Below are 17,886 nucleotides of genomic sequence, written 5' to 3'. Positions count from 1 at the left end.
ACTGTGGGAGATCAACTGTGGGAGCGGGCTTGCCCGCGATAGCGGTATGTCAGTTAACAACTGTGTTGGCTGATCCACCGCTTTCGCGAGCAAGCCCGCTCCCACACTAGCCCGCGTCCCACAGGGGATTTGGGGGGTTACCAAACCCCAATCTGCACCACCTTTTCCGCTTCTGGCTCCCCATAACGAAACCGTTGGCCACGCAGGTCAATCTCCGCGTGGCTGATGGTGGTGCGCCGCTTCAAACCCCGCAGCCATTCGAACAGATAGCCCTGATGCTCTTCGCGCACCGGGGCATACGCCGGGTCAGCGCCCAAATCGTGCAGTTCCTGGGGATCGTTTTCGAGGTCGAACAGCTGCGCGCGAAAGCCGTCATAGGCCAGGTATTTCCAGCGTTCGCTGCGCACCATGGTCATGCGGCAACGGTCGATCGGTTGCGCCAGGCGTTCGCGGGCCGGGGCCTGGAAGGCGTAGTCGTACTCGGCAATGGCGTAGCGGCGCCAGTCGGTTTCCAGGCCATGCAGCAGCGCGATCAGCGAGCGGCCTTCCAGGCGATGCTCGGCGTTGGGCAGGCCCAGGGCCTCAAGGAACGTGGGCAGGGCATCGATGGTTTCCACCAGGCGCGCGTCCACCGTACCCCGACTGATATCGGCAGCGGCACGCGGGTCGCGGACAATCAGCGGAACCCCCACCGCCGGCTCCAGCAAAAACTCTTTTTCGCCCAGGTGGTGGTCGCCGAGGAAGTCGCCATGGTCGCTGGTGAACACAATCAGCGTGTCATCCCAGCGGCCAGTGCTGTGCAGCACATCGAACAGCCGGCCGAGCTGGTCATCGACCTGCTTGATCAGGCCCATGTAGGTGGGAATCACCCGTAGCCGTACCTCGTCGCGGGAAAAATTCAGGCTTTCCTGGTGTTGGCGGAAGGCCTGGTACACCGGGTGATCGCTGGCCTGCCCGGGCTCGGCGCGGATGGGCGCCTGCACCTGATCGACGCCATACAACGCGTGATACGGCGCAGGCGCGATATAGGGCCAGTGCGGCTTGATGTACGACAGGTGCAGGCACCAGGGCTGCTCGCCTTGTTCGTGGATAAAGTCGATGGCGCGGTCGGTGGTGTAGACCGTCTCCGAATGCGCCTCGTCCACCCGCGCCGGCAAGTGGGCGTTGCGCATGTGCCAGCCACTCAGCACTTCCCCGTCATCGCCGGCGGCGGCGTTGGCCCATTCATGCCAGGGGTTGGCGCCGGCATAACCCTGTTCGCGCAGGTAGTGGGTGTAGGGCGCGGACTCGCGCTTGCTTTCGAACAGCGGGCTGTCGGGGAAGATCCCGTCATGGCGAAAGTACGCCTCGAATCCGACCTCGTTGAGTGGCTGCGCTTGCGCGCTGTCGGGGTCGATCTCCAGGCGTTGCAAGGCGTCGAGATTGGGCGTGGCGTGGGTCTTGCCCACCAGCGCGGTGCGGATGCCGTGGGGGCGCAGGTAGTCGCCGATGGTCAGCTCTTCCAGGGGCAGCGGCACGGCGTTCCATGCCACTTGATGGCTGCTGACGTAGCGCCCGGTATAGGCCGACATGCGCGACGGCCCGCAGATCGTGCCCTGGGTGTAGGCGCGGCTGAAACGCACGCCGGCGGCGGCCAGGCGATCGATATTGGGCGTGTGCAGGTGGGCGTGGCCGTAGCAGGAAAGGTAATCGCGACGCAGTTGGTCGCACATGATGTAGAGCACGTTGCGCACAGGGGACATGAGGGTTTACCGAACGGGGAACAGGCGGTGTTTTTCGCCGGTGAAGCGGGGCTGAGGCAAGTGCATTTGGGGAATGGGTTTTATGCAGTGGGTGCATGGTCAGCCCACATTGGAGTGCGATCAACCTGTGGGAGCAGGCTTGCCCGCGATAGCGGTCGTTCAGACCGCAAGATTCTCCAGCGCACACACCTGCTCATCCTGCTCATCCACCTCCTTGATCTGCTCGATCATCGCCTCCGCCAGCGGTGACAACCGATACCCCGCCCGGCTGACGATGCCATAGCGGGTGTAACGCTCCTCCAGGTCCTCGGCCAGGCCGTCGATCTTCAAGCACACCAAGTCGCCCCGGGCCATGTGCAGCACGTCGCTGTTGGCGCTGACGATACCGATGGCGTCGGAACGCAGCACCACCCCCAGCAGGCTGTAGCCGTTCTCGCATTCGACATTGGGCGTGTAGTCCGGCCGGCCGCTGAGGTCGACGATGACCTTGCGCAGGTTCGGCGGGCGGATGGTCACGGCCAGGGGATAACTCATCAGCTCGGCGGCGCTGACACTTTCGCGCTGGGCCAACGGGTGCCCGCTGCGGCAGCAAAAGTGCCATTTGCGCGGGCGCAGGCGGTGGGTCTGGTAGTCGGGGTTGGCTTCGAAGTGGCGGGTGTCGGCGACGAAGAATTCGAACTCTTCGCTGAGCAGGCGCTTGCCCAGGCTTTGCCAGTCATCCACCTGGAACTGCACGCGAGCCTTGGGGTAGCGCCCGATAAAGCTGCCGATCGCGCGCGGGATCAACCCGGCCGCCGGGGCCGGGCCGCAGCCAAAGCGCAGCTCGCCGGCTTCCAGGCCGTTGAACTGGCTGATCTCGTTGGCCAACTGCTGCGCGCCGCTGACCAGGCGCCGTGCATGTTCCAGCAGCACCTGGCCTTGCTTGGTCGGGGCCAGGTCCTTGCGCCCGCGATCCACCAGTTGGCAGCCGGCGCTGTGCTCCAGGGCCTGGATGCTACGGCTGAAGGCCGATTGCGACAGGTTCACGGTGGTCGCGGCCGCGACAAAGCTGCGCTGTTCGGCGAGGGCGATGAAGTGACGGAGCTGGCGCAAGTCGATATGCATTTTTCACATTAAAAATATCGGGGAAATGCATTGGCTATGCATTAGGTCGACTCCTTATAAAGGCTATCTCTTATGCAGTAAATGTTTGTAAAAACATAAATAAATAACTTTATAGAATATGTAACTGTGCATATTCCGCGATTCCGGAGCCGCTTATGAGTGTGTCGAAGCCCGCTGTACCGTCTTCCCCCTGGCGGCTCAAGCGCCTGCCCCTGGCGCTGTTGCTGGCGGGCAGTGCCAGTTGGTTGCCGAGCCAGGCCGCCGAAACACCCGCCCCCGCGCGCAAGGGCGAGAGCGCCAGCGGGCAACTGGAAACGGTCACCGTGACGGCCCGCCGCCGCACCGAAAGCGCCCAGGAAGTACCCACGCCCATGAGTGTGATCGGTGGCCAGGCGCTGGAAAGCCAGCGGGTCTATCGGATCCAGGATTTGCAGCAACTGGTGCCCAGCGTCAACGTCGCCTACATGCATGCGCGCCAGTCCAGCGTGTCGATTCGCGGCCTGGGCAACAACCCGGCCAGCGATGGCCTGGAAGGCAGTGTCGGGCTGTATATCGATAACGTGTACCTCGGGCGCCCGGGCATGGCGGTATTCGACCTGATGGACATCGAGCAGCTTGAGGTCTTGCGCGGCCCGCAAGGCACGCTGTTTGGCAAGAACACCACGGCCGGGGTGATCAATATCAGCACCCGCGCGCCGAGCTTCACCCCGGAGCGCAGCATCGAGACCTCGGTGGGCGAAGACGGTTATTTCCAGACCAAGGGCACGATTTCCGGGCCGCTCAACGATGAGCTGGCCGGGCGCTTTTCGGCCTATCGCACCCGCAGCGACGGCGATATCCAGAACCAATACAACGGCCACGACCTCAACGGCGGTTCACGCCAGGGCTTTCGCGGGCAACTGCTGTACAAACCCAGCGAGGCGTTCAACCTGCGCTGGATCGGCGACTACAACGAAGAGGACTCCAGCGCCGGCACCCGCGTGCTGTACAGCACCGGCCCGACCATCAACGGCACCAACCTCTACCAATCGCGGGCCGATGCGGCCGGGGCGACCCTGGTCAACGGCTCCCACCGCAAGGTCAACCTGGACAACGACCAGCGCGTCACGGTGTTCCAGGGTGGCACGTCCCTTGAGGCCAACTGGACCCTGCCCAGCGACTTCACCCTGACCTCGGTCAGCGCCTACCGCTGGTGGAATTTCACCCCGCGCAACGACGACGGCCTTAACGTGCCGGCCTCGTATAACGCTGGCGTATCGGTGGAAGATAAACAGTGGTCCCAGGAGTTTCGCCTGGCCTCGCCTACCGGTGGGTTCTTCGATTACGTGGTGGGCGCTTACTACTTTGGCTCCGACCTGGACAACAAATCCTTCGCTTACTACGGGCCCCAGGCCGATATCTGGAACGGCACGCCTGCTGGGGCCTTGAGCAATGTCAGCAGCGTCGGCAACGGGCATATCCGCACCGACAGTTTTGCCCTGTTCGCCCAGGGCACCTGGCACCTTACCGAACGCCTGGATTTCACTGCCGGCCTGCGCGGCACCTATGAAGAAAAAAGCGCCTCGGTCAGCCGCAACGCGCCGCTGGGTGGCGCAACGGTGACGGGCGCGGCAGCCACCGCACGCCGTGGCCGTGCCGGAGCCTACGATTCGGGCGATCTCAACCAGTACAGCACCAGCCCTTCTGGCCTGCTCAACCTCAGCTACCGTTTCAGCGATGACTTGCTCGGCTATGCGACCTTGTCCCACGGTGAGAAATCCGGCGGGGTCAACCTGGCAGTGGGCTCTGCCCCGACCGCTGGCGCAGACTCGCTGTTGATCGGCACCGAGCGCGCCAACAACGCCGAGTTGGGCTTTAAGAGCACGCTGTGGGACCGTCGCCTGCAACTCAACGCCAACCTGTTCTGGACCCAGGTCAACGGCTACCAGACCAACGCGTACGACTATGGCAACCGCGTGCAGTACCTGACCAACGCCGGCTCCGTGCGCTCGCGTGGGGTGGAGCTGGAAAGCACCCTGGTGCCGATGCGTGGCCTGACGCTGAACATCAATGGCTCGTTCAACGATGTGCGCTACCTGTCGTACAAAGATGCGCCATGCCCACCGGAAGTCAGCCTGCGCCCGGGTGCACCGGCCTCGTGCGATCTCAGCGGGCACCCGGTGGTGGGCGCCTCGAAGTGGATTGCCAACGCCAACGGCGAATACAAGTGGAACCTGGATAACGGTTTGGAGCCCTACGTCACCGCAAGCTATGCCTACCGCTCCAAGGCGGTGGGTACGGTGGAGGATTCGGATTACGGGCAGATCCCGGGTTATGCGGTGGTCAACCTGTCCACCGGCCTGCGCGGCGATTTCCAGCAGGGTCAGTGGGACGTGTCGCTATGGCTGAAAAACGCCTTCGACAAGACCTACTACACCACCCTGTGGACAGGCGGCAACGGTGGCTATGAAGGGCTGCTGGGCACCCCGCGCACGCTGGGGGTGACCGGGCGCTACGACTTCTAGCCCCCCATCCGTAGGAGCCGGCTTGCCGGCGATAGCGGTCTATCGGTCACCGGATCGATATCTGACCCACCGCCATCGCCGGCAAGCCGGCTCCTACAGCAGGGCGGCTTCGCGCGCAGGCTCTGTGCGGTAGGTGGCCGGGCTGAAGACCCGGGTCACCACCAGCATTGCGATCACCGTCACGGTCAGCACCACCCAGGCGCTGACAAAACTGCCGGTGAGTTCGCGCAGCCAGCCGGTCATCCACGGCGACACGGCATTGATCAGAAAACCCACGCCCTGCACGAATGCCGCCAGTTGCCCGGCTTCCCGTGGGTCGCGGCGATGGTCCAGGGTCAACAGCAGGCTCAGGGCAAAACATGCCCCCAGGCCGAAGCCGATCAGCGCCACCCACAGGTGCGGGTATTGCAGCGGCGCCAGCAGCAGGCCGAGGTAGCCCACGGTCTGGGCCAGCAGGCTGATGGTCAGCAAGGGCCGGCGGTCGATACCGCGTTGCGCCAGCGCCGGCATCAACAGCGCGGCAATTACCTGGAAAATCGTCATGAACGCCAGCAGCGAGCCGCTGGGCAGCACGCCCCAACCCAGTTGCTGGTAGTACGCCGGCAGCCACGCCACCATGCTCATGTACCCGCAGTTCACCAGGCCGAAATACAGCGCCAGTAACCAGGCGCGACGATTGCGCAGGCCCTGGAGCGGCGCGCTCACCTGCAGGTTTTTCGCCGCGCCCAACGGCAGCCACGCCCACAGCAGCAACGCGCCGAGCGCCGGCAGCAGCCAGATGCCGAGGCCAGCCTGCCAGTGCTGGAAATGGCTGGCCACCAGCGGGCTGAGCAGCGCCGCCAAGCCACCGCCACCCATCAACGAGGCTGAGTACACCCCCATCGCCAGTGGCACCCGGTGGTGGAACTGGCGCTTGATCATCGCCGGCACCAGCGCCTGGATCAGCGCCACCCCGGCGCCGCCCAGCAACGCCGTGGCCAGCAGTGCCGGTGCCTGGCCCAGCAGCCAGCGCGCCAGGCACGCCAGCAGGATCATCATCAAGCCCAGGGCAATCCCGCGTCGTTCGCCCAGCTGCGCCTCGACACGGATGCCCACTAGCGCCACCAGCCCCATGCACACCACCGGCAGGCTGGTGAGCAAGGCACTGCTCTGGAAACTCAGGCCGGTGGCCAGGCGGATTTCCCCGAGCAACGGGCTGATAGAGCTGAGGATCGGCCGCAGGTTGAGGCCCAGTACGACCAGCAGGCCCCAGCCGGCGAGGGATTTATTCAGGGTCATGCAGGGTTTTCCATTGACGGTAAAGGGCTTGCATGGCCGGCACAGGCAAGTGCTCGAGGGGCAAGGGCTGTGCGCTCAGTGCCAGGCCCATCTGCTGGTAAATCGCTGCGGTCGACAGGCCAAAAGGCGCGGCCATTTCATTGCTCGCGGCAAACACCACGCGGGATACGCCGCACATATACATCGCGCCCAGGCACATCGGGCACGGCTGGCCGCTGGCGTAGATCACACAGCCTTCAAGGCGTGGGCCCAGTTGCTCGCTGGCGCGGCGAATGGCGAGCATCTCGGCATGGGCAGTGGGGTCCTGGTCGAGGTGGATCTGGTTGACCGCTTCCACCAACACCTCGCCGTGCTTGACCAGGACGGCGCCAAACGGCCGTCCGCCACGGGCCACGTTGTCCTGCGCCAGGGCAACGGCGCGTTGCAGATGACGCTGATCGTCAGTCATGGAAAATCTCCCCTCTCGGTGAACGCGAAGTATGGCCACCGCCTGGGGTATTCTGAAATTAAATATAACCATGCCAACCAGTGGCAAACCCGATGGTGGTGTTCATGTTCGATCCCGTGCTGTTGCGCAGTTTTGTCGCCGTTGTCGATTGTGCGAATTTCACCCGCGCCGCCGAACGCCTGCACCTCACCCAATCCACGGTCAGCCAGCAATTGCGCCGCCTGGAAGACAGTGTCGGCTGCCGCTTGCTCGACCGTGATCAGCGCCGGGTGGTGGCAACGGTCGAGGGTGAACGCCTGCTGGCCTATGCGCGGCGCATCCTGGCACTCAACGAAGAAGCCGCCGATGTGCTGATCAACCAGCAGAGCGACGGTGTGCTGCGCCTGGGCGTGCCCGAGGATTTTGCCGCCGAGCGCTTGATGCCGTTGCTGTCGGCGTTTGTCGTGGCCTACCCACGGGTGCGCCTGGAGGTCACCAGCGGCCTGGGGCCGGCGCTGTTGCGTCAGTATCGCGGCGGTGAGTTCGATGTGTTGCTGGTCAAGCAGATGGGCGACAGCGACGACTGCCTGGCCTCCTGGCCGGAGCCGTTGTGCTGGGTCGATAGCCGCCACATGCCGGCCCTGGGCCGCGACCCATTGCCCTTGGTGGCGTTCCCGGTGGGCGGCCTGTACCGCAATGAAATGCTCCAGCACCTGGAAGTCGGTGGCTGGCGCTGGCGCATTGGCTATTCCAGCGCGAGCTTGGCCAGTGTGTGTTCGGCGGTGGCGGCGGGGTTGGGCATCAGCCTGCTGCCTGAGCGGGTGGTGCAGGCCGGGCATGTGGTGCTCGGCGCCGACAGTGGTTTGCCCGCGGTGCAGGGCGTGCGGCTGGCGCTGTATGGGCGCAATGGGATGGGGGCGGCGGGGCAGAGCCTGCAGGGGCAATTGTGGGATTTATGCGAGGCCAGCCCGCGCTGAGCCATGCCTTTGAGGAATATTTTGCATGCCCGCAAAGCATCATGATTTTGCCTCTCGCCGCCAGGCCCCGTGGGGCGTGGCTTTGGGCCAAGCGCTGATTTTTCATATTCCTGTTTGGTCTATGTATAACTTTAAAGATTACTTTAAGAGATAAGCGTCTGCCCCCGATGATTCAGCTCTCGACGGTCGCCCCGCAGGCCCGTCGGTTTTTTCGCTGAAGACAGCAGGGAGTGAATCAATGGGCAATGTCCAGACCGCCGCCAGTGCACATGAGGCGCAGTGGCGCCAGGCACCGAGTGGTGAGTTGGTCGACCTTGGCCGGCCGCATCGTGCGCCCTTGGGGCAGTTGCGTTTGCAGAAAACCCCCAAGGGGATCTTGAGCCGCCGTGAAGGCATTTTATTGGGCCTGTTGGCGCTGGCGCTGCATGGCGCGGTGATCTACTGGGTCAGCCAGAAACCGGTGCCGGTGCTGCCGATTGTGCCGCCGGAAATTCCACCGATGACCATCGAGTTTTCCCAGCCGGCGCCGCCGGTGGTGGAACCGCCGCCGCCTGTACCGCCACCGCCGCCAGTTGTAGAACCACCGCCACCGGTCGTGGATGAGTTGGCGGCCAAGCCGGCGCCACCCAAGCCGGTTCCCAAGCCCAAGCCAAAACCTGTGCCCAAGCCCGAACCCAAGCCGGTGCCCAAAGCCGTCGAACAGCCGCCTGCGCCACCCCAGCCGGCACCCCCCGCGCCCACGCCAGCTGCGCCTGCGCCGGCACCGGTGACGCCTGCTTCGGCCAACGCTGCGTACCTGAAGAACCCGGCGCCCGAGTACCCATCACTGGCCCAGCGCCGTGGCTGGGAAGGCACGGTGTTGTTGCGGGTGCATGTATTGGCCAGCGGCAAGCCCGGTGAAATCCAGGTGCAAAAGAGCAGCGGTCGCCAGCAACTCGACGACGCCGCACTCAGCGCCGTGAAGCGCTGGAGCTTCGTGCCCGCCAAGCAGGGCGACGTGGCCCAGGATGGCTGGGTCAGCGTACCTATCGATTTCAAGATTCATTGAGCCTTTGCTCGACACTCTATCGCTTACACCGAGGACCGCATCATGACGTTACTGGCATCTCCACTTGAATCCATCGAAAGCGCGGTGATCTGGCTGCTGGTGGTTTTTTCCGTCGCCACCTGGGGCCTGGCCCTGCTCAAGGGCGTGCAGTTCGGCCGCCTCAAGGCCCAGGATCGCAAGTTCCACAAACAGTTCTGGGCAGCGTCGAGTCTCGATTCGGCCGCCGAACTGAGCGAAACCCACCCCGGCGCCGCCGCCCGTGTGGCCCAGGCCGGTTATGCCGCGATCCAGGTCGGTGATGCGCCGCACGCCGCTGACTTGAGCCAGGCGATCAACCACCAGGACCGCCTCGAACGTGCCCTGCGCCAGCAGATCGTGCGTGAGCGGCGCTCCCTGGAAACCGGCCTGGCCGTGGTCGCGAGTATTGGCAGCACCTCGCCCTTTATCGGGCTGTTCGGCACCGTGTGGGGGATCATGGAAGCGTTGAAAGGGATCAGCGCCGCGGGCTCCGCCAGCCTCGAAACCGTGGCCGGGCCCATCGGTGCGGCGCTGGTCGCGACCGGCGTGGGGATCGCCGTCGCCGTACCGGCGGTACTGGTCTACAACTATTTTCTGCGTCGCCTGAAGCTGACAGCTGCCGACCTGGATGACTTCGCCCATGACTTCTACAGCCTGGCGCAGAAAAATTCGTTCCGCGTGCTGGTCCACCCGGCGCTGCACAAAAACGCCGCCCAGGGCAGCGCGCAAAAAGTGAAGGAGGCGTCCTGATATGGCCTTCTCCACCCAAGACAGCGACGAGGTACTGAGTGAGATCAACGTCACGCCCCTGGTGGACGTGATGCTGGTACTGCTGGTGGTGTTTATCGTCACCGCCCCGCTGTTGACCAATGCGATCCCGATCAACCTGCCCAAGACCGAGGCCGTGGCCCCGGTGGAGCAGAAAGACCCGTTGGTGGTGAGCATCGACGGCGCCGGCAAAGTGTTTATCAACAAGGATGAAATCCAGCCGGACCTGCTGGAATTCAACCTGCAGGCCGCCAAGGCGAAGGACCCAGAGGTGCGGGTACAACTGCAGGCTGACGATGGTGTGAACTATGGCGAAGTGGCTCGGGCCATGGCGTCGATTGAGCGAGCGGGAATTACCAAGCTGTCGGTGATTACTGCGCGTTAGTGTCAACAGCCTCGACAATTTTTTGGCCGTCTCCTTGGCAGGGTGCGGCCTTTTTTTTTGCCTGTGATTTAAGCCGTCTGCCCAACCCCTGTAGGAGCTGGCTTGCCAGCGATAGCGGTGAGTCAGTCGATGAATGTTTCGGCGGACACGGCGCAATCGCTGGCAAGCCAGCGCCTACATTTTGAGCGAAATGGTTTTGTGTTTTTGGTTATTAATAAATAGCTTCTTATTCCTTAACGAATATATGCCCCGTCCCTATACTGGTCAGCAACGTTAAACGCTGCAGGAGGGCACACCCATGCACAGCGAGTTGATCCGTTACCTGATCGTGCCGGGCTGGCAAGGATCGCCAGAAGATCATTGGCAAACCCATTGGCAGAACAGCCTGCCCAACAGCGCCCGCGTGGAGCAGGCCGACTGGTTGACCCCGCGCCGCGAAGACTGGGTGGCGGCCCTGGCTGAAGCCATTGCGGCCGACAGCACTCCGGTGATTCTCATCGCCCACAGCCTGGGTTGCATCACCGTGGCGCACTGGGCGGCCAGCGCGCCATTGCAGTTCCTGCGTCAGGTGCGCGGGGCCTTGCTGGTGGCCCCGGCGGATGTCGAGCGCCCCGCGTGTGCGCCGGCGTTGCGCAACTTTGCACCGATTCCGCGCGACCTGTTGCCGTTTCCCAGCCAGGTCGTCAGCTCCGACAACGACAGTGCGGTCAGCGCCCCTCGGGCCCTGGAGCTGGCGCGGAACTGGGGGGCTGAAGCCGGAATTCTCGCAGGCGCCGGGCATATCAACGTGAAGTCCGGCCACCAGCGCTGGGAGCAGGGTTTCGCCTACCTCTATCGCCTGCAAAACCGTCTGGAGCATCACTCCCGGCGCCGCGCCTAATACTTTTCAACGCCCCGTCCCTTAAGTGGAATTGGGGCGGGAGCCTGCCATGAGCCTGCATGAAACCTTTGGCCAGCCACTGCTGACCTTCCCCGATGCCGAAAAAAGCCCCTTGAGCATCCGCGCCAAGGCGCTGGTGTTTGTCGACCCCCGTTCCCGGCAACTGCGCGAAGACCTCCAAAGCCTGGCCCCGCGTGCCTTGCCCGTACTGATTCGCGGCGAAACCGGCAGCGGCAAAGAGCTGCTGGCGCGCCATATCCATCGTGGCAGTGACCGCAGCGGCCTGTTTGTGTCGGTCAACTGCGGTGCGATCAGCCCCACTTACGCCGATGCCGAACTGTTCGGCTATGCCGCCGGCAGCCACAGCGGCGCGGCCAGCAGCCGGGCCGGTTGGTTCGGCTCGGCCAACGGCGGCACCTTGTACCTCGATGAGATCGGTGACTTGCCGCTGCCGATCCAGATCAAGCTGCTCGCCGCCCTGGAAAACCACGAAGTCACTCGCGTCGGCGCCCATCAGCCGAGCCCGGTGGACGTGCGCCTGGTCGCTGCCACCAGCATCGACCTGGCCCAGGCGGTGGCCGTGGGTAAATTCCATGAGCGCCTGTTCCATTACCTCAGCGAAGGCCAGTTGGAACTGCCGGCGCTGCGCGAGCGCGTAGGCGACATCCTGTCCCTGGCCGAGTACTTCCTGGGGATCTACAGCCAGCGCCTGGACCTGCCGGTGCCGTTGATCAGCGAGGACGCGCAGCGGGTGCTGGAGCAGCACAGTTGGCCGGGCAATACGCGGGAGCTGGAGAACGTGATCCACTTTGCGCTGCTGGTCAGCAGCGGCGATGAGATCTTGCCGGAGCATCTGAACCTGCCGGTGGCGTCGGTGGCGCAGATTGAGCATCAGGTGCGACAGATCCTGAGCAGCGGCAGCGAAGTCGAGCGCGCAGCGTTGACGCGTCTGTTTCAGGGCTTGGGCTCTGTATGAGCAAAATGGAATATCAAAGTGAATAAAAGGTATTGTTCGGGAATAAAAAATATCGGTATTGTCCATTCCACGCCGCGATAGCACATCGCTGGCACCCCCATAAGAAGCGGCCGTCACCGACGTCCCGGATTTTCGATTAAGGACACTGCATGAAAAAGGTTCTGTTGTTCACCGCCCTGGCGGCGGCCCTGACTGCCGGTATCGCTCAAGCCAACGAAAAACTGGTGGTCGCGGCCACGCCGGTGCCGCACGCCGAGATCCTTGAGCTGATCAAGCCGACCCTGGCCAAAGAAGGCGTGGACCTGGAAATCAAGGTCTTCACCGACTACGTGCAACCGAACGTGCAAGTGGCCGAGAAGCGCCTGGATGCCAACTACTTCCAGACCCTGCCGTACCTGGAAAACTTCAACAAGGGTAAAGGCACCAACCTGGTCACCGTGATTGGCGTGCACGTTGAACCGTTTGGCGGCTACTCGAAGAAAGTCACCAAGCTTGAAGACCTGAAAGACGGCGCCACCGTGGCTATTCCCAACGAAGGCTCCAACAGTGGTCGCGCCCTGTTGCTGCTGCAGAAGGCCGGCCTGATTACCCTCAAGGACCCGAAAAACGCCCTGTCCACGCCAAAGGACATCGCCAGCAACCCGAAGAACCTGAAGTTCAAGGAACTGGAATCGGCCCTGCTGCCGCGCGTCCTGGACCAGGTTGACCTGGACATGATCAACACCAACTACGCCCTGGAAGCCGGCCTGAACCCGGCCAAGGATGCGTTGATCATTGAAGGCGCCGACTCGCCGTACGTGAACTATCTGGTAGCCCGCCCAGACAACAAGGACAGCGCCGCCATCCAGAAACTCTCCAAGGCCCTGACCAGCCCTGAAGTCAAAGCCTTCATCGAGAAGAAATACAGCGGCGCGGTGTTGCCGGCGTTCTGATTTGCCAAACCCCCTTCAAGGTTTGAACGCCGACGGCTGATACAGCGTCGGCGTTTTTTGTTGGGCAACGAGGATCAAAAATGTGGGAGCCGCTCCCACACTGCGCTACAAATCCCGGCGGTTGATCGCCCGCCGCAGCGCCACCAGCCATTTCACCAAGTCCTGCGGGTCAATCGGTTTTGTCTCGCTCATCTGGCATTCCCTCGCTGTTAAATGGCCCTCAGTCTGGGCACGCGCTGTCCTTCCCTGTGGTTCAGCGCTGAAAAAAAGACCCTTCCTACACCCCCCAGAACAATAGCTGTCACCCGGCAACCCGGCGAATCCGCCGGTTAGCTTTTTGGGTGATATCAATATTCTATTTCGGTATTTAAATTTTGGTTTTTATACCTTTAAAGTCAGCGCTTCCCGGCGTTACCCACGCTGGACCGGACTGCGTTTACGCCGCATTACCCCTGCGGCGCCCAGGACTTGAAATGACCTTCGACTACGCGTTTATCCTCAGCACCCTGCCGGCGTTTCTCAAGGCCGTGGGGGTGACCCTGCAAGTAGGCTTGATCGCCATCGGCACCTCGCTGCTGGTGGCGCTGATCAACTCGGCCCTGCTGGTGTTCCGCACGCCCTACCTGTCGCGCCTGGTAGCGCTGTATGTGGAGCTGGCGCGCAACACGCCGCTGCTGATCCAGCTGTTCTTCGTGTACTTCGCCTTGCCGGCCCTGGGTTTGAATATCTCCGGGTTCTGGGCGGCGATCATCACCATGACCTTTTTGGGCGGCGCCTACCTCACCGAAGTGCTGCGCGCCGGTGTGGAAGCGGTGCCGCTGGCGCAGATCGAGTCGGGCAAGTCCATCGGCCTGTCCGACTGGCAGTTGCTGCGCCATGTGATCCTGCCCCAGGCCGGGATCCTCAGCCTGCCGGCGCTGTTCGCCAATTTCATTTTCCTGCTCAAGGAAACCACCGTGGTGTCGGCGGTGGCGGTGCCAGAGATTCTCTACACCACCAAAAGTTACATCGCCCTCTACTACAAGACTTACGAGATGCTCGCCGTGCTCACGCTGATTTGCGTGCTGTTGTTCTTGCCGCTGTCGCTGCTGCTCAGCCGCCTGGAAAGGAGGCTCCAGCATGGCCAGTTCGGGTCTTGAATTGTTGTGGGTGTCGTTGCCGCAACTGGGCAAGGGCGCTGCACAAACCCTGTCGATTTCGTTTTTGAGCATCGCCTTCAGCACCATTGGCGGGGTGGTGTATGGGGTGCTGCGCACTTTGAATGTGCGGGCGATCAACCTGCTGCTGCGCATTTACCTGGAATTGTTCCGCGCGATTCCGGTGCTGGTGTGGCTGTATCTGCTGTTTTTTGGCCTGCCGATTTTCACCGGCCTGAGCATCCCCAGTTTCTGGTGCGCGGTGCTGGTGCTGTCGCTGTGGGGCGCCAGTGAAGTGGGCGAAGTGGTGCGCGGGGCCTTGCATTCGCTGCCGCGCGGGCAGCGGGAGGCGGGGCTGTCGATTGGCTTGTCGGCGCCGCAGCTCTACGGCTACGTGCTGTTGCCCCAGGCGCTCAAGCGCATGACGCCGCCGACCATCAACGTCTACACGCGGATCATCAAGACCAGCTCCCTGGCGGTGCTGATCGGCGTGGTGGACGTGATCAAGGTCGGCCAGCAAATCATCGAGCGCACTTACGAGTCGGTATTGATCTACGGCGCGCTGTTCCTGTTTTTCTTCTTTATCTGCTACCCGTTGTCGGCCGCCTCCAAGGTGCTGGAACGGCGCTGGGCCCAAGCATGAGCGCACTGATCGAGTTCCAGGGTTTCAATAAATTCTTCGGCGAACAGCAGGTGCTCAATGGCATCGACCTGAGGGTGCAAAGCGGCGAAGTGGTGGTGATCCTCGGCCCCAGCGGCTGCGGTAAAAGCACCTTGCTGCGCTGCCTCAATGGCCTGGAAGTGGCCCACAGCGGCAGCCTGCGGCTGGCCGGCAAAGAGCTGCTGGATAAACACACCGACTGGCGCCAGGTGCGCCAGGACGTAGGCATGGTGTTCCAGAGTTACCACCTGTTCCCCCATATGAGCGTGCTCGACAACATCCTGCTGGGCCCACTCAAAGTGCAAAAGCGCGAGCCTCGCGAAGCCCGTGAACAGGCGCAAAAACTGCTGGAGCGGGTAGGGCTCGCCGACAAGCGCGATGCGTTCCCGCGCCAGCTCTCGGGCGGCCAGCAGCAACGTATCGCCATCGTCCGTTCGCTGTGCATGAACCCCCAGGTCATGCTGTTTGACGAAGTCACCGCCGCCCTCGACCCGGAAATGGTCAAGGAGGTGCTGGAAGTGATCCAGGACCTGGCCCGCGATGGCATGACCCTGCTGATCGTCACCCACGAAATGGCCTTTGCCCGCGCCGTCGCCGACCGCGTGGTGTTTATGGAGGCTGGCCGCATCCTCGAACACAACACCCCCGAGGCCTTCTTTACGAACCCGCAGACCGCACGCGCGCAGCAGTTCCTCGAGAAATTCTCGTTTGTTTCAACACTGCCCAAGAAAATCAAGGAACTGGAGCTGTCATGAAAACTGCCAAGTTGTTACTGCCGCTGCTCGGCCTCGCCTTACTGGCCGGCTGCAATAAAACTGAAGAACCGGCCAAACCCGCCGCTGCCGCGCCGGCGGCGGTGAGTTACATCGACAAGATCAAGGCCCGCGACAAGCTGATCGTCGGCGTGTTTACCGACAAGCCGCCGTTTGGCTTTGTCGATGAAGCCGGGCGCTACGTGGGCTTTGATACCGACATCGGCCGCCGGTTTGCCAAGGACCTGCTGGGTGACGAGAACAAGGTCGAGTTCGTGGCCGTGGAGCCGGCCAGCCGCATCCCGTTTTTGCAGAGCGACAAGGTCGACCTGATCCTCGCCAACATGACCGTGACCCCGGAGCGCAAGGAAGCGGTGGAGTTCACCAACCCCAACCTGAAAGTCGCGGTCCAGGCCCTGGTGCCTAACGACAGCGTGGTCAAAAGCCTCGACGACCTGGCGACCCGCACCACCATCGTCACCACCGGCACCACGGCCGATATCTGGCTGACCAAGAACCATCCAGACTGGAAACTGCTCAAGTTCGAGAAAAACTCCGAGTCGCTACAAGCCCTCTCGGCTGGGCGTGGCGATGCCTATGCCCAGGACAACCTGGTGCTGTTCAGCTGGGCCAAACAGAACCCGGGCTACCGCGTGCTCGAACAGAAGCTGGGCGACGAAGCGCCGATTGCACCGGCGGTGAAGAAGGGCAATATCGAACTGCGCGACTGGGTGAATGCCGAGTTGGCGAAGTTGGGTGAAGAGAAGTTCTTGCTCAAGCTGTATGACCAGTACGTGCGTAAAGAACTGAGCGACGACACCAAGCCTGAGAGTGTGATTGTTGAAGGGGGTAAGTGGCAGGGTTGAACCCTGGCCTCTGTGTTGTTTGATCTACTGCCATCGCGAGCAAGCCCGTTCCCACATTTGATTAGTGAATACATTCAAATGTGGGAGCGGGTTTGCTCGCGATGGCGGCACGACAGACGCCGCTTACTGAGGCCAATGCCACGCCGGCTCATCCAACACCCGCTGCCCCACAATCTGCGTCTGGCCCATCACCTTCTCCAGCACAATCGAATTGCATCCCTCGTCCTGCTGCAACGCCGCGATCAAGCGGCTGGCATGGGACACCACCCACACCTGGCATTGCCTTGATGCCTGGATGATCAGGCGCGCCAAGGCCGGCAACAGGTCCGGGTGCAGGCTGGTTTCCGGTTCGTTGAGCACCATCATCGTTGGCGGGCGTGGCGTCAGCAGGGCGGCGATCAGCAGCAGGTAGCGCAGGGTGCCGTCCGACAACTCCGCCGCCGACAGTGGCCGCAGCAACCCTTCCTGATAAAACTCAATGGCAAAACGTCCGCCCTGCAACGGCTGGATATTCAGGCGTGCGCCGGGAAACGCATCGCTGACTGCGCGCTGCAAGGCCTCGGTGTCGCCGATTTCGCGGATAGTCTGCAACGCGGCCGCGAGGTCGCGGCCATCGTGGTGCAACACCGGTGTGCGCGTACCCAATTGGGGCAGGCGCACCGGCGCATCGGCGTCGCTGCGAAAGTGGTCGTAGAAGCGCCAGCCGCGAATGCTTTCGCGCAGCATCAGCACTTCGGGCGAGCCGCGCAGGCTGCCGACCTGGTCGAACAGGCTGTGGTAGTCGGGCGTGTGCTGGGCCAGCACATCCCAGGCCCGCCCGTCTCGGGCGCGGATCATCGCCCCCGAGCGTTGCACCAGCAGGCTGGCCGGGCGATAGACGTGGCCGGCCCAGATGCATTCCTTCTTGATCTCGGGGTCCAGGGAAAAGTACGACGAACTGGGTACTGGCAAGCCCAGGGAAATCGCGTAGCTGAAGTCTTCGCCGGCAAAGCCCAGGCGCAAGCGCTTGACGCCCTGGGGCACGCTGGCCTGCACCGCGACTTCGCCCTTTAGCATGCGCCGGCTGATGTTTTCGGGGCCGGCCCAGAACGTCGAGTCCAGGCCTCCTTCACGGGCCAGGGCATTGATCACGCCGCCCTGGGCGGTTTCCGCCAGCAGGCGCAAGGCGCGGTACAGGTTGGATTTGCCGCTGCCATTGGGGCCGGTGATCAGGTTCAGCCGATCCAGCGGTACCACCAATTTATTGATCGAGCGGTAATTGGCCACCGCTAAGGTTTTCAGCATCAGGGGCGTTCCCGGCCGGTATGGACCGCCATCTTACCCTGTAGGAGTCGGCTTGCCGGCGATCAACCGAGGCCATGTAATTCCCATAGTCGAAGGCGGAACCCTGAACTAAGCTCACAGTCGCATACACACTGGCACGTCGGTATCA

17 protein-coding genes are annotated in these 17,886 nt (G+C 62.7%); 12 read left to right on the top strand and 5 right to left on the bottom strand.

Going from position 1 to position 17,886, the window contains the following annotated elements:
* Positions 1-137: 137 nt before the first annotated feature.
* Together AC19YY_RS11450 and AC19YY_RS11445 are read right to left on the bottom strand one after the other, a co-directional pair.
* Positions 138-1,742 (bottom strand): alkaline phosphatase family protein, encoded by a 1,605-nt coding sequence (locus AC19YY_RS11450; protein WP_500604190.1) that lies wholly within the window; start codon positions 1,740-1,742, stop codon positions 138-140.
* A gap of 159 nt (positions 1,743-1,901) precedes the next feature.
* Positions 1,902-2,846: a LysR family transcriptional regulator gene (locus AC19YY_RS11445; RefSeq protein ID WP_170059488.1), complete on the bottom strand. Its 945-nt coding sequence runs from the start codon at positions 2,844-2,846 to the stop codon at positions 1,902-1,904.
* Between the two features lie 155 nt (positions 2,847-3,001).
* Between AC19YY_RS11445 and AC19YY_RS11440 the strand changes: the two genes are divergently transcribed.
* The gene (locus AC19YY_RS11440) at positions 3,002-5,350 is read left to right on the top strand and encodes a TonB-dependent receptor (protein WP_500604189.1); all 2,349 of its coding nucleotides are present in this window, start codon (positions 3,002-3,004) and stop codon (positions 5,348-5,350) included.
* Between the two features lie 93 nt (positions 5,351-5,443).
* Here AC19YY_RS11440 and AC19YY_RS11435 read toward each other — a convergent pair whose 3' ends face one another.
* Positions 5,444-6,628, bottom strand: coding sequence for a CynX/NimT family MFS transporter (locus AC19YY_RS11435; RefSeq protein ID WP_172312424.1), 1,185 nt, complete (start codon positions 6,626-6,628; stop codon positions 5,444-5,446).
* Complete coding sequence (locus tag AC19YY_RS11430) at positions 6,615-7,076, bottom strand: nucleoside deaminase (RefSeq protein WP_170058187.1); 462 nt, start codon at positions 7,074-7,076, stop codon at positions 6,615-6,617. Before AC19YY_RS11430 ends, AC19YY_RS11435 begins: the two co-directional genes overlap by 14 nt.
* 104 nt (positions 7,077-7,180) lie before the next feature.
* Here AC19YY_RS11430 and AC19YY_RS11425 point away from each other — a divergent pair, with 104 nt between their 5' ends.
* The 11 genes from AC19YY_RS11425 to AC19YY_RS11375 all read left to right on the top strand — a co-directional run bounded on the left by AC19YY_RS11425 (position 7,181) and on the right by AC19YY_RS11375 (position 16,454).
* Complete coding sequence (locus AC19YY_RS11425; protein WP_170042320.1) at positions 7,181-8,032, top strand: LysR family transcriptional regulator; 852 nt, start codon at positions 7,181-7,183, stop codon at positions 8,030-8,032.
* 238 nt (positions 8,033-8,270) lie between these two features.
* Positions 8,271-9,080 (top strand): energy transducer TonB, encoded by an 810-nt coding sequence (locus AC19YY_RS11420; RefSeq protein ID WP_169953931.1) that lies wholly within the window; start codon positions 8,271-8,273, stop codon positions 9,078-9,080.
* A 42-nt stretch (positions 9,081-9,122) separates the two neighbouring features.
* Entirely contained in the window at positions 9,123-9,848 is a 726-nt protein-coding gene (locus AC19YY_RS11415; RefSeq protein WP_169953930.1) for a MotA/TolQ/ExbB proton channel family protein, read from the top strand.
* A 1-nt stretch (position 9,849) separates the two neighbouring features.
* Positions 9,850-10,251 (top strand): ExbD/TolR family protein, encoded by a 402-nt coding sequence (locus AC19YY_RS11410; RefSeq protein ID WP_029299521.1) that lies wholly within the window; start codon positions 9,850-9,852, stop codon positions 10,249-10,251.
* Between the two features lie 298 nt (positions 10,252-10,549).
* Positions 10,550-11,131 carry an alpha/beta hydrolase gene (locus tag AC19YY_RS11405; protein WP_032856553.1) on the top strand — a complete coding sequence of 194 codons (582 nt, stop codon included), beginning with the start codon at positions 10,550-10,552 and terminating at the stop codon, positions 11,129-11,131.
* Between the two features lie 49 nt (positions 11,132-11,180).
* Positions 11,181-12,107 carry a sigma 54-interacting transcriptional regulator gene (locus AC19YY_RS11400; protein WP_169953929.1) on the top strand — a complete coding sequence of 309 codons (927 nt, stop codon included), beginning with the start codon at positions 11,181-11,183 and terminating at the stop codon, positions 12,105-12,107.
* A 149-nt stretch (positions 12,108-12,256) separates the two neighbouring features.
* A complete protein-coding gene (locus tag AC19YY_RS11395; protein WP_170058185.1) occupies positions 12,257-13,039 on the top strand; it encodes a MetQ/NlpA family ABC transporter substrate-binding protein in 783 nt (260 codons plus the stop codon).
* Between the two features lie 473 nt (positions 13,040-13,512).
* Positions 13,513-14,178: an amino acid ABC transporter permease gene (locus tag AC19YY_RS11390; protein WP_169953927.1), complete on the top strand. Its 666-nt coding sequence runs from the start codon at positions 13,513-13,515 to the stop codon at positions 14,176-14,178.
* Complete coding sequence (locus AC19YY_RS11385) at positions 14,159-14,818, top strand: amino acid ABC transporter permease (protein WP_076962043.1); 660 nt, start codon at positions 14,159-14,161, stop codon at positions 14,816-14,818. Before AC19YY_RS11390 ends, AC19YY_RS11385 begins: the two co-directional genes overlap by 20 nt.
* Positions 14,815-15,591, top strand: a complete 777-nt coding sequence (locus AC19YY_RS11380) for an amino acid ABC transporter ATP-binding protein (protein ID WP_169953926.1) — start codon at positions 14,815-14,817, stop codon at positions 15,589-15,591. Before AC19YY_RS11385 ends, AC19YY_RS11380 begins: the two co-directional genes overlap by 4 nt.
* Positions 15,588-16,454: a transporter substrate-binding domain-containing protein gene (locus tag AC19YY_RS11375; protein ID WP_169953925.1), complete on the top strand. Its 867-nt coding sequence runs from the start codon at positions 15,588-15,590 to the stop codon at positions 16,452-16,454. The genes AC19YY_RS11380 and AC19YY_RS11375 overlap by 4 nt, the downstream gene beginning before the upstream one ends.
* A 123-nt stretch (positions 16,455-16,577) precedes the next feature.
* On the opposite strand, the gene AC19YY_RS11370 is transcribed toward AC19YY_RS11375, so the two are convergent.
* Positions 16,578-17,738: an AAA family ATPase gene (locus tag AC19YY_RS11370; RefSeq protein ID WP_500604188.1), complete on the bottom strand. Its 1,161-nt coding sequence runs from the start codon at positions 17,736-17,738 to the stop codon at positions 16,578-16,580.
* Positions 17,739-17,886 lie beyond the last annotated feature (148 nt).

The organism is Pseudomonas sp. MF09156 (genome assembly GCF_059862305.1).
Note: the sequence above shows the minus strand (reverse complement) of the source record. Positions and strands in the feature narration are given on the sequence as shown.

What these genes read in the sequence shown, in the direction of transcription:
- AC19YY_RS11450 (WP_500604190.1), bottom strand. Translation starts at nt 1,742, where the DNA reads ATGTCCCCTGTGCGCAACGTGCTCTACATCATGTGCGACCAACTGCGT.
- AC19YY_RS11445 (WP_170059488.1), bottom strand. Translation starts at nt 2,846, where the DNA reads ATGCATATCGACTTGCGCCAGCTCCGTCACTTCATCGCCCTCGCCGAA.
- AC19YY_RS11440 (WP_500604189.1), top strand. Translation starts at nt 3,002, where the DNA reads ATGAGTGTGTCGAAGCCCGCTGTACCGTCTTCCCCCTGGCGGCTCAAG.
- AC19YY_RS11435 (WP_172312424.1), bottom strand. Translation starts at nt 6,628, where the DNA reads ATGACCCTGAATAAATCCCTCGCCGGCTGGGGCCTGCTGGTCGTACTG.
- AC19YY_RS11430 (WP_170058187.1), bottom strand. Translation starts at nt 7,076, where the DNA reads ATGACTGACGATCAGCGTCATCTGCAACGCGCCGTTGCCCTGGCGCAG.
- AC19YY_RS11425 (WP_170042320.1), top strand. Translation starts at nt 7,181, where the DNA reads ATGTTCGATCCCGTGCTGTTGCGCAGTTTTGTCGCCGTTGTCGATTGT.
- AC19YY_RS11420 (WP_169953931.1), top strand. Translation starts at nt 8,271, where the DNA reads ATGGGCAATGTCCAGACCGCCGCCAGTGCACATGAGGCGCAGTGGCGC.
- AC19YY_RS11415 (WP_169953930.1), top strand. Translation starts at nt 9,123, where the DNA reads ATGACGTTACTGGCATCTCCACTTGAATCCATCGAAAGCGCGGTGATC.
- AC19YY_RS11410 (WP_029299521.1), top strand. Translation starts at nt 9,850, where the DNA reads ATGGCCTTCTCCACCCAAGACAGCGACGAGGTACTGAGTGAGATCAAC.
- AC19YY_RS11405 (WP_032856553.1), top strand. Translation starts at nt 10,550, where the DNA reads ATGCACAGCGAGTTGATCCGTTACCTGATCGTGCCGGGCTGGCAAGGA.
- AC19YY_RS11400 (WP_169953929.1), top strand. Translation starts at nt 11,181, where the DNA reads ATGAGCCTGCATGAAACCTTTGGCCAGCCACTGCTGACCTTCCCCGAT.
- AC19YY_RS11395 (WP_170058185.1), top strand. Translation starts at nt 12,257, where the DNA reads ATGAAAAAGGTTCTGTTGTTCACCGCCCTGGCGGCGGCCCTGACTGCC.
- AC19YY_RS11390 (WP_169953927.1), top strand. Translation starts at nt 13,513, where the DNA reads ATGACCTTCGACTACGCGTTTATCCTCAGCACCCTGCCGGCGTTTCTC.
- AC19YY_RS11385 (WP_076962043.1), top strand. Translation starts at nt 14,159, where the DNA reads ATGGCCAGTTCGGGTCTTGAATTGTTGTGGGTGTCGTTGCCGCAACTG.
- AC19YY_RS11380 (WP_169953926.1), top strand. Translation starts at nt 14,815, where the DNA reads ATGAGCGCACTGATCGAGTTCCAGGGTTTCAATAAATTCTTCGGCGAA.
- AC19YY_RS11375 (WP_169953925.1), top strand. Translation starts at nt 15,588, where the DNA reads ATGAAAACTGCCAAGTTGTTACTGCCGCTGCTCGGCCTCGCCTTACTG.
- AC19YY_RS11370 (WP_500604188.1), bottom strand. Translation starts at nt 17,738, where the DNA reads ATGCTGAAAACCTTAGCGGTGGCCAATTACCGCTCGATCAATAAATTG.